This is a genomic window from Citrobacter rodentium NBRC 105723 = DSM 16636, from assembly GCF_021278985.1.
Taxonomy (GTDB): Bacteria; Pseudomonadota; Gammaproteobacteria; order Enterobacterales; family Enterobacteriaceae; genus Citrobacter_A; species Citrobacter_A rodentium.
The window spans coordinates 3,289,617-3,300,702 of sequence record NZ_CP082833.1 but is presented as its reverse complement, the minus strand read 5'-3'; the positions used below and the strand labels follow the sequence as shown (position 1 = coordinate 3,300,702).

General features: G+C 56.3%; 7 protein-coding genes. 2 read left to right on the top strand and 5 right to left on the bottom strand.

Features of this window, described 5'->3' with window-relative positions; all coding sequences use genetic code 11:
- Positions 1 to 3 precede the first annotated feature (3 nt).
- The gene (locus tag K7R23_RS15455) at positions 4 to 1,140 is read right to left on the bottom strand and encodes a polysaccharide export protein (RefSeq protein WP_012906401.1); all 1,137 of its coding nucleotides are present in this window, start codon (positions 1,138 to 1,140) and stop codon (positions 4 to 6) included.
- A 672-nt stretch (positions 1,141 to 1,812) separates the two neighbouring features.
- On the opposite strand from K7R23_RS15455, the gene K7R23_RS15450 reads away from it, so the two are divergent.
- Positions 1,813 to 3,396 carry a TerC family protein gene (locus tag K7R23_RS15450; RefSeq protein ID WP_012906402.1) on the top strand — a complete coding sequence of 528 codons (1,584 nt, stop codon included), beginning with the start codon at positions 1,813 to 1,815 and terminating at the stop codon, positions 3,394 to 3,396.
- A gap of 357 nt (positions 3,397 to 3,753) precedes the next feature.
- Here the strand turns inward: K7R23_RS15450 and asmA are convergent, their stop codons facing one another.
- The 3 genes from asmA to udk form a co-directional block, all read right to left on the bottom strand.
- The gene (gene asmA / locus K7R23_RS15445) at positions 3,754 to 5,604 is read right to left on the bottom strand and encodes an outer membrane assembly protein AsmA (protein WP_012906403.1); all 1,851 of its coding nucleotides are present in this window, start codon (positions 5,602 to 5,604) and stop codon (positions 3,754 to 3,756) included.
- A 21-nt stretch (positions 5,605 to 5,625) separates the two neighbouring features.
- Complete coding sequence (gene dcd / locus K7R23_RS15440; protein ID WP_012906404.1) at positions 5,626 to 6,207, bottom strand: dCTP deaminase; 582 nt, start codon at positions 6,205 to 6,207, stop codon at positions 5,626 to 5,628.
- 91 nt (positions 6,208 to 6,298) lie between these two features.
- The gene (gene udk, locus K7R23_RS15435) at positions 6,299 to 6,940 is read right to left on the bottom strand and encodes a uridine kinase (protein WP_012906405.1); all 642 of its coding nucleotides are present in this window, start codon (positions 6,938 to 6,940) and stop codon (positions 6,299 to 6,301) included.
- Between the two features lie 302 nt (positions 6,941 to 7,242).
- Between udk and K7R23_RS15430 the strand changes: the two genes are divergently transcribed.
- Positions 7,243 to 10,215 carry a PAS domain S-box protein gene (locus K7R23_RS15430; protein ID WP_012906406.1) on the top strand — a complete coding sequence of 991 codons (2,973 nt, stop codon included), beginning with the start codon at positions 7,243 to 7,245 and terminating at the stop codon, positions 10,213 to 10,215.
- Here the strand turns inward: K7R23_RS15430 and alkA are convergent.
- Positions 10,183 to 11,052: a DNA-3-methyladenine glycosylase 2 gene (gene alkA, locus K7R23_RS15425; RefSeq protein WP_012906407.1), complete on the bottom strand. Its 870-nt coding sequence runs from the start codon at positions 11,050 to 11,052 to the stop codon at positions 10,183 to 10,185. The genes K7R23_RS15430 and alkA overlap by 33 nt on opposite strands.
- Between the last annotated feature and the right edge of the window lie 34 nt (positions 11,053 to 11,086).

The following is an 11,086-nucleotide window of genomic DNA, read 5'->3' as shown; positions in this document are numbered from 1 at the left end:
CGATTACCAGGTATGAAGGTCGCTGGCCGTATCCGTCATGTAACGGACACCGCTGATGGTCGGCAGCAACTGATTGATCAGACGGTTCCAGCGCGCAACCGGGGCGGTGGTGACATACACCACGTCGTAAGGCTGCAGACGGAATTCCGTCGCCATGACCAGAGAGGTCGCATCAGACATATCGAGCTGATAGATATTGGCAATCTTGCCGCCCTGACCTTTGCCTTTCAGCGGACGAATGACGAAGATGCCGCTGGCGTTGGAGGTGGTCAGATCGATACCTTCCGCATTGCCCAGCGCTTCGGTCAGGGTCATGCCGCTGAAGTCCATTTTCAGGGTGCTCTGTTTCTTCACTTCACCCATCACGAACACTTTCAGATCGTCATTACGCGGGACATAGAGAATGTCGCCCGGATAGAGCAGACGGTTCTGGCTGAGATCGCCGTTTTGCATCAGCGCCTGCAGAGAGATGCGCTGCTCTTTACCGTTGTGGGTCAGCACCACGTTGCGCCAGTCGGCGTCTTCGGTCAGCCCACCGGCGGCGTTAATCGCATCAAGGACGGTCAGCGGCACGTTAGTGATCGCCTGCTGGCCGGATTTATTGACCTGTCCGGAGATGTAAGCTTTTTGCGAACGGAAAGCGGCGATATTAACGTCCACCTGCGGGTCAGCGATGTACTTCGCTAAGCGCCCGGTAATATCGCTACGAATTTCTGCCAACGTTTTTCCGACCACGCTCACCTTGCCGATGTAGGGATAAAACATGGTGCCGTCGGGCTGAACCCAGTTGCCGGTATCGCTGGAGCTGCGGTACTGCCCCGCTGGGGTGGTCAGTTCAGGGTGATCCCAGACCGTAACGTTCAGTACGTCGCCGGGGCCGACGCGGTACTGATAGCTGGCAAGCTCCTGGTCCAGCGACATATTCGGCTGGGCGACGTTGGGGCGCGGGCGTAATTGCTCAACCAGACGCGGAGTGAGCGGATACACATTCACCATCCGGTCGAGATCAAAATCAGCGTCCTGCTGTTTAATCACGTCTTTTCCCATCGTCGACATATTGCTGCCCGGAAGAACTGTGCAACCGCTTATCAAGGTTACCGACACCAATAATGGCATCAATTTCATTTTGGATTTCATCATTGATTATTTATCACTTTGGCAGAGTAATTATCCTGTGCAATTTAAATAGCGACTTCGCCGTACACATTTACATTGCAGTTAATTGAAAAGAAATTTAACTGGCATCAGTCCTAAAAAATTTGAATTCATCCGTAAGCTATTGACAGAATAATGCAGACTCGTCATCAGGCATCCAGACACGCTACCGCCCTTGGCTTTATAGCTACCAATGCACTGATTAGATTAATTTTTTGTTTGCCACGTCGTATTCTCTCATCAATACGGAGAAACGTCAGGGTAATTAGAATGTTGGCTATTAATGCCGCGGATGGTCAGCCAATATAATTCCACAGCCATCATTAACGCTGGAAGAATTGTTACAGCTAACCTATTAGCAGGCAAGGTAACAAATCGCTGATTGTTTGTTTTTAAGATTAATATTAAGCCCTGTAAAAACACCTTTTTAGGAATTCCTTGATGTTGACAAAATTTATTTCAGCAAACCAACCTGCGATATTTCCTAAATGTTTTGCAGCGCGATATTTATTACAAACAAAAACTTTAAGGTTATTCGCGAAAGCATCGCAGAATATAAATGTGGGATAAATTCCGCTGCGGCATTGCATTTTCCGCCAGCTTTATCCATGATCGGATTGTGACAATTGTCATATAACGAAGGGTTTTACGCTTACTATGGAATGGATTGCCGATCCGTCAATCTGGGCCGGACTTGTCACGCTAGTGGTAATCGAACTGGTCCTCGGCATTGATAATTTAGTCTTTATTGCCATCCTCGCTGAAAAACTGCCTCCCGCCCAGCGCGACCGGGCGCGGATTACCGGCCTGCTGCTGGCGATGCTGATGCGCCTGCTACTGCTGGCGTCCATCTCGTGGCTGGTCACCCTGACGAAGCCGCTCTTTAGCGTGCACAGCTTAAGCTTCAGCGCGCGCGATCTGATTATGCTGTTCGGCGGTTTCTTTTTGCTGTTCAAAGCGACGATGGAGCTTAACGAACGGCTGGAAGGGAAGGACAGCGAAAATCCCACCCAGCGCAAAGGGGCGAAATTCTGGGGCGTGGTGGCGCAAATCGTGGTGCTTGACGCCATCTTCTCGCTCGACTCGGTGATTACCGCCGTCGGCATGGTGGATCATCTGGCGGTGATGATGGCGGCGGTGATTATCGCCATCAGCCTGATGCTGCTCGCCAGCAAAGCGCTCACCCGCTTCGTCAACAGCCATCCGACTATTGTCATTCTGTGCCTGAGCTTCCTGCTGATGATCGGCTTCAGCCTTGTGGCGGAAGGCTTTGGCTTCCATATTCCGAAAGGCTACCTGTACGCCGCCATTGGCTTCTCGGTGATGATTGAAGCGTTGAATCAGCTCGCTATCTTCAACCGCCGTCGTTTTCTCTCGGCAAACCATACGCTGCGCCAGCGAACCACCGAAGCGGTGATGCGTCTGTTAAGCGGTAAAAAAGAGGATGCCGAACTGGATGCGCAGACGGCCTCGATGCTGGTCGATCATGACGACAGCCAGATCTTCAACCCGCAGGAGCGGCGGATGATTGAGCGCGTGCTGAATCTGAATCAGCGCACCGTCAGCAGCATTATGACCTCGCGCCACGATATCGAGCATATCGATCTCTCCGCGCCGGAGGCTGAGATCCGCGCATTGCTGGAGAAAAACCAGCATACGCGTCTGGTGGTGACCGCCGAGGACGGGCAGGAAGATCTGCTCGGCGTGGTGCATGTGATTGACCTGTTGCAGCAGTCGCTGCGCGGGGAAGCGCTCGATTTACGCGTTCTGATTCGCCAGCCGCTGGTGTTCCCGGAAACGCTGCCGCTGCTGCCGGCGCTGGAGCAGTTTCGTAACGCGCGTACGCACTTTGCCTTTGTGGTCGATGAGTTCGGCTCGGTGGAAGGGATTGTTACCCTGAGCGACGTGATGGAAACCATCGCCGGGAATCTACCGAACGAAGTGGAGGAGATCGATGCTCGTCACGATATTCAGAAAAACCCAGACGGGTCATGGACGGCGAACGGGCATATGCCGCTGGAAGATCTGGTGCAGTATGTTCCCCTGCCGCTTGATGAAAAGCGCGAGTATCACACCATCGCCGGTCTGTTGATGGAATATTTACAGCGCATCCCGAAAGAGGGTGAAGAAGTTCAGGTGGGTAATTACCTGTTGAAAACGTTACAGGTGGAAAGCCATCGCGTACAGAAGGTGCAGTTAATTCCGTTACGCATGGACGAAGAGGCGGAATACGACGCGTAGTAGAATCTGGCCTGAATGCTATGCATGCTTGTAGGCCGGATCAGGCGCGAAGCGCTTCCGTCCGGCAGTTCACGCCTGATGGCGCTACGCTTATCAGGCCTACAGCCCCTGTTCATGCCCTGTAGGCCGGATAAGGCGCGAAGCGTCACCATCCGGCAGTTCACGCCCGATGGCGCTGCGCTTATCGGGCCTACAGCCCCTATTCATGCCCTCCAGGCCGGATCAGGCGCGAAGCGCCGCCATCCGGCAGTTCACGCCTGATGGCGCTACACTTATCAGGCCTACAGCCCCACATCCATAATCCGGAGAAGATATGTAGGCCGGATAAAGCGCGCAGCGCCGCCATCCGGCGTACACTTACAGCTTATCCAGCAGCTTCTTCACATCCTTGCCGTCGCGGGTATCTTTGTTCCGCTCCGCCCAGTCGTTCAGACGGCGCTTCGCTTCATCCTGTACGTGCTTACGCAGCAGTTGATCCACCTGCAGGTTATAATTCAGCGCCTGCCACTTGCCGTAGACCCTGAGCGGAACCGGCGTGCTTTTCAGGAAATCAATCAGCTTGCTTTCCCCTTTCCAGCCGCCCAGCACCCGCACGTTAAACTGCGTATCGCAGGACTGGTCAACCAGGTCGAGAACGCCGTTGCCGGTCATCGCCAGCATCGGCGACGCCCCTTCCATACCGTTGAGCGTTAGCTTGCCGTGATCCAGCGTCAGGTCGGTAACGAAACGATCCAGACGCGTGGCGTTCTCATCGCTTTGCAGGGATTCCACATCGCCGCCGCTGCGCTCAACCGCCTGCTGCACCAGCTGCTGGAAGTTCATGCCGTCCATACGCGTATCGCGCATTTCAACATGGGCCTGCCCCTGCCAGCGATGGCGAAACGCCTCGGCGTCAATATCCGCGCCGGAAAAATCCCCGGCCAGCGACATTTTACCGGTCAGCGCGATGGGATAGTTAAACGCCTTCAGAATGGCGCCAATCTCGACATCCTCCAGCCGCGGATGGAACACCACCCGCGGCTGTTCGCCGCGGGCATCCAGCGATCCGGGCAGCGAGAGGCTTCCGCCGTCAAGCTTACCCTGCAAGCGGGCAATATCCAGAACGCCCGACTGATTCGTCATCCGGGTGGTAACTTCAGTGAAATTCATTCCCCGCCAGGTCACGGTATCCGCTTTCAGCGCGATATCCGCCGAAAAACCTTTCAGCCCCTGGTAGGCTGGCTGATCAATCCGGCTGGCGATCACCGGACGCGCCAGCGGCGGCGTTGCGGCGCCCTGCTGCTCCATACCGTTGCTGACGGCGCGGTCAGGCAATGGCATCAGCGCGTCCAGATTCAGCCGCGGGAAATTAAGGTCAATGCGCCACGTCGGCTGTTCAGCCAGCGCAACCTGCGCGCTGCCGGTCAGGGTGCTGTCATTGGCCGTGAGGTTAAGCTGACTGAAGGAAAGCGTTTTCTGCTCCTCCTGCCACTGCGCCTGCAGTTGCCCCTGCCCCTGAATGCCCTGTTTCGGCAGGTCGGCCCCCTGCAACTGCCAGCTGAGCTGCGAAATCGCGGCGGAAAGATTATGCGGATAATCGGAGGCATCCACCGTTCCGCTGAAGGCCAGATTGAGATCGCGCTGATCGCGGTTAATGCGCCCGGAGAACTCAAAAGTACCGCGATGCTGCTTATCCTGTTCCATTTTCAGACGGATATCGCGTACGGTGACCTGTTCATCGTCTTCATGCTGAAAAACCAGCACGCTGTCGGCAACCCGCAGGCTGGCGATATCAAACGACCAGCCGCGATCTTCCGCCACATCCGGCAGGTTATTGTCTTTTGGCGCAACCGGCGCATCTTCACCGCGCGCCGCTTCCGTTTGCGGCGTCAGCTGAATGACCGCGCCTTTCAGCATCACCTGCTTCACGCTGAGCTGGTGGCTGAGCAGCGGCCACAGCGCGACATCGAGGCGCATATTATCGGCGCGCACCAGCGGTTCGCTGGCGCCTTCCGCGGTTAGCGCCATTCGTCCGGAGAGGATGCTGAGCTGAGGCCAGACGTGCCAGCGCAGCGGGCCATCCAGCTGCAGCTGATAGCCGCTGCGCGCGGCGACCTGCTGCACCATGTAGCTACGGAAGTCGTTTGGATTGACCAACAGTACTAACGCGGAAAAGCCGGCCACCAGCACGACCAGCAAAATCATCAGCGTCGTCAGAAATCGTCTCATGCTATCCTCAATGGAACAGACTCAGTCTTTGTCAATCCGGCTGGCGACAGCGCCCTGCTGATCGCGATATTTCGCGTCTTCACGACGGTTATAAGGCCGAAGCGCCGGACCGGAAAGCGGCTCAAAGCTTAATGCGCCGATCAGCATACCGGGGCGCAGCGCCAGCGGCAGTTTACCGGAGTTATAAAATTCCAGCACGATACAGCCGGACCAGCCCGGATCGATACGGTGCGCGGTAACGTGCACCATTAAGCCCAGACGCGCCAGCGACGAACGCCCGTCCAGCCAGCCCACCAGATCCGCCGGTAACGTCACCGACTCGTAGGTCACCGCCAGCGCCAGTTCACCAGGATGGAGATAAAACGCCTCGCCATCGTCCAGCACAATCTCATCGCTCATGACCCGGTCAAGGGCGGCGCTGACTTCGGCCTTAGGTCCGCTTAAATCGATAAATGCTGCGGTGTGGCCGCTAAAAGTACGAAATTTATTGCCCAGGCGCACATCCACCGTCGCGCCATTGATACGCTCTACCGGCGGACGCGGGTTGATCGACAAACGGCCTTCATCAAGCCAGGCTTCAATATCTCGGTCGCACAAACGCATGGCACTCTCTCCTTTCGTGCAGCAGGCCCTTAACGCGTTGTGCATTAAGGGCAAACCAGGTTATCACTGAACGGTACACAATTTGCAGGGCTTATTCAAAGAACTGACTGATTTTCGCTTTCAGAATATCGATAGCGATGCGGTTTTTGCCGCCGCGCGGGACGATAATATCCGCATACTGTTTGGACGGTTCAATAAATTGCAGGAACATAGGGCGTACCGTTTTCTGATACTGCGCCATCACCGAGTCCATTGAGCGGCCGCGCTCATTCACATCGCGCTTGATGCGGCGCATCAGGCAGATATCCAGCGGGGTATCGACAAAAATCGAGAAGTTCATCTCTTCGCGCAGTCGCGCGTCGGTCAGCAGCAAAATGCCTTCCAGAATAATGACCTTCTTCGGCTCCACGCGAACGGTTTCTTTCATCCGGGTATGTTCGACGTAGCTGTAAACCGGCAGTTCAATCGCGGCTCCCCGTTTAAGGGCTTGCAGATGCTGGAAAAGCAGGCTGTGGTCCATCGCGTTTGGATGGTCGTAGTTGGTTTTAACGCGTTCTTCCATCGACAGATGGCTTTGATCTTTATAGTAGCTGTCTTCGGGAATAACACCGATATGCTCGTCACCCACTTGTTCACGTAATTCACGATAAAGAGTGCTGGCAATGAGACTTTTGCCAGAAGCCGATGCGCCGGCAATGCCAATAATGACGCACTGATGAGACTGATCAGTCATAAATTTAGCGACCTGAATAACCTGGATGTAAGGAAGGGCGACGCCGGAGCGTCAAACGCCGACAATTATACACAAAAAAGGGCAAGATGCACCGCGGCGAAATCGCGCCCCGCCGTTCTCTTGCGTAAATTAAAAGAGGCATTTTTACCCCAGCCGCAGAATTTACTTCCCGCAAGCGGCAATTAATCGCCTGATAATGTCAAATTATGAGCAATCGGGATATAAATTGTAAAATGTTTGTACTAGCATAAACATTGACGCGTCAGAGTTCGCGATGTTCCCCGCTATTCGGATACAGGGTAATGGATAAACAATATCAACATGTTTTAGTTACCTTGCCGCACCCTCTGCTGCGCTTCGTCAGTTTAGGACTGGCGGCCTTTGGTTTTACGCTCTTTTCGCTGGAATTATCCCAGTTTGGCAATGCGTTAGCGCCGCTCTGGTTTCCGACGTCGATTATGATGGTGGCCTTTTACCGCCATGCCGGGCGCATGTGGCCGGCAATCGCCCTCGCCTGTTCGCTGGGCAGCATTGGCGCGTCGCTGGTGCTGTTTCCGCCTGAGGCGCTCAATTTCGCCTACACCGCCATTAATATCATCGAAGCGGCGGCAGGCGCGCTGCTGCTGCGAAAGCTCCTGCCAAAGTACAACCCGTTACAAAATCTCAACGACTGGATTCGCCTGGCGTTCGGCAGCGCGGTGATCCCGCCGCTGCTCGGCGGGGTTCTGGTGTGGATGCTGTCGCCACAGGAAACGCCGCTGAAGGCGTTTCTGATCTGGGTACTGTCGGAATCCATCGGCGCCCTGGCGCTGGTGCCGCTGGGATTGCTGTTTAAGCCGCACTATCTGCTGCGCCACCGCAATCCCCGCCTGCTGCTGGAAACGCTGCTGACGCTGACCATCACCCTGATATTGAGCTGGCTGGCGATGAAATTTGTGCCCTGGCCGTTTACCTGCGTGATCGTATTACTGATGTGGAGCGCGGTGCGACTGCCGCGCATGGAAGCCTTTTTAATTTTTCTCGTCACGGTGATGATGGTGTCGTTGATGATGGCCGCCGATCCCACGCTGCTGGCCACGCCAAAAGTTCACATTATGAATCACCTGCCGTGGCTGCCTTTTTTAATGATTTTGCTGCCAGCGAATATTATGACCATGGTGATGTATGCCTTTCGCGCCGAGCGCAAGCACATCACCGAAAGCGAAGAGCGTTTTCGTAACGCCATGGAATACTCCGCCATCGGCATGGCGCTGGTCGGCACCGAGGGGCAATGGTTGCAGGTCAACAAAGCGCTGTGCCAGTTTCTCGGCTACAGCCAGGACGAGCTACGCGCGATGACCTTCCAGCAGCTGACCTGGCCGGAAGATCTGAATAACGATCTGGGCCAGCTCGACATGCTGGTGCGCGGCGAGATCAACAGCTACTCGCTGGAAAAGCGGTACTACACGCGCAGCAGCGAGGTGGTCTGGGCGCTGCTGGCCGTTTCCCTGGTGCGTCAGCCCGACGGCACCCCGCTCTACTTTATTGCCCAGATTGAAGATATCAACGACCTCAAGCAGACCGAACGGGCCAATAAGCGGCTTAACGAGGCGCTGTTTCAGGAAAAAGAGCGTCTGCACATTACGCTCGACTCCATCGGCGAAGCGGTGGTCTGTATTGACGTCGATATGAAGGTGACCTTTATGAATCCGGTTGCCGAGACGATGAGCGGCTGGCAGCAGGAAAACGCCATCGGTATGCCGCTGCTGACGGTGATGCATATCACCTTCGGCGACAGCGGCCCCCTGATGGAAAACATTTACAGCGCAGATATGTCCCGTTCCGCCATTGAGCAGGACGTGGTGCTTCACTGCCGCAACGGCGGCAGCTACGACATTCATTACAGCATTACCCCGCTCAGCACGCTGAACGGCGGAAATATCGGCTCCGTTCTGGTCATTCAGGACGTCACCGAGTCGCGCAAAATGCTGCGCCAGCTTAGCTACAGCGCGACCCATGACGCCCTGACTCATCTGACCAACCGTCCCAGCTTTGAAAATAAACTCCGCCAGCTGTTGCAGACGGTGCGCGGTTCACATCAGCATCATGCGCTGGTGTTTATCGATCTCGATCGTTTTAAAGCCGTTAACGACAGCGCCGGTCACGCCGCGGGCGACGCGCTTTTGCGTGAACTGTCGCAGCTGATGCTCAGTACGCTGCGCCCGGGCGACGTGCTGGCGCGTCTCGGCGGAGATGAGTTCGGCCTGCTGCTGCCCGACTGTAATATTGAGAACGCGCGCGTTATTACCACCCGCATTATCACCGCCGTTAACGACTATCACTTTATGTGGGAAGGACGGCTGCACCGGGTCGGCACCAGCGCGGGCATTACGCTGATTGACGACAATAACTGTCAGCCCGTGGAGGTGATGTCGCAGGCCGATATTGCCTGCTACGCCTCGAAAAACAGCGGTCGCGGCCGGGTGACCGTCTATGAACCGCAGCAGGAGATGGCGGCTCACGAACGGGCGATGATGTCGCTGGATGAGCAGTGGCACATGATTAAAGAAAACCATCTGCTGATGATCGCCCGTGCGGTGGCGTCCCCACGCATACCGGAAGCGCGTAGCCTCTGGCTGGTATCATTGCGCCTGTGGACCAGCGAAGGCGAAGTCATGGAAGAACAGGCTTTCCGTACCGGCTTAGCCGATCCGGCGCTGACTCATGCCCTCGATCGCCGGGTCTTCCATGAGTTTTTCCACCACGCCGCGCCGGCGGTTGCCCGTAAAGGGCTGAGTATCGCCCTGCCGCTGTCGGTGGCCGGATTAACCAGCACGACGCTGATGGATGAGCTGCTGCGCCAGCTGGAGCTCAGCCCCCTGCCGGGACGGCTGCTGCACCTGATTATTCCGGCGGAAGCGCTGTTATTGCATCCGCAGGAAAGCGTCAGCGCGATGCAGAAGCTCCGCCAGGCGGGCTGCCGAATTATTCTCAGCCAGATTAGCCGCGACCTGCAAATCTTCAATCTGATGAGCAAAAATATGGCCGATTATCTGCTGCTCGACAGCGATCTCAGCGCCAGTATTCACGGCAACCTGATGGATGAAATGCTGGTGTCGATCATCCAGGGGCACGCCCAGCGCCTCGGTTGCAAAACCATCGCCGGTCCAGTGCAAGCGCCTGTGGTGATGGATACGCTGTCGGGGATCGGCATCGATCAAATCTATGGCGATATCATCGCTGAAGCGCAGCCGCTGGATCTGCTACTGAATACCAGCTACTTCGCCATCAACTGACGGCTGCCAGCCGTCGGTGTACCAGATGTGCAGCAGCGCATAGGATCGCCAGGGCTTCCAGCGCTCCGCATAGCGGCGGATCTGCGCGGGCGTCATCCCCGGAAAGCGCTGTTTGATCAGGTAATCATCCGGTAAAAAGATATCTTTGGCCTGCCAGCCGCGCAGGGCGAAATAGTTCGCCGTCCAGCGCCCGATCCCCGGAAACGCCAGCAACGCCCTGACTCCCGACTCGATATCCGCAGGGGCATGAGCGGTAAAGGTCCCGTCCAGCGCGGCGCGCGCCAGGTAAATCAGCGCCCCGGCGCGTCTGAGCGGCATTCCCAGCGCTTTCAGTTCCTGCGGGTCGGCAGAGGCAATTTTTTCAGGGGTGGGAAAACAGAGATAGCCCGGCGCTTCGGCCAGCGGCTCACCATAGCGCTGAACCACTTTCGCCGTCAGCTTTGCCGCCATCGCCACGCTGACCAGCTGTCCGAGGATCGCCCGCACGCCCTGCTCAAACGTATCCACCGATCCCGGCAGACGCAGCCCCGGACGCGCCGCCCCCAGCTCGCCGAGAGCGTCGGTGATAAGCGCCGGTTCACAGCGCAGGTCAAACAACCGCTCTATTTTTTCCAGGCAAATCCCGGCGACCGGCAACAGGCCCGGCGTTAAGCTGACCCTCAGCGTATGTGTCCGTTCATCGGGCACCATGGTGATAAGCCCGCGTTGCTTGCCAGAGGCCAGGCTGCGCGTATAGCGCATCTCATCCACCGTTTCGATCCCGCTCACCGCACGGGCGGCAAGAAATCCCAACATCCACGACCAGTCGTAAGGCGGCTGCCAGCTCAGGGTAAACATCACCTTCTCCTTTTTCTGCAAACCCTGAGCATAA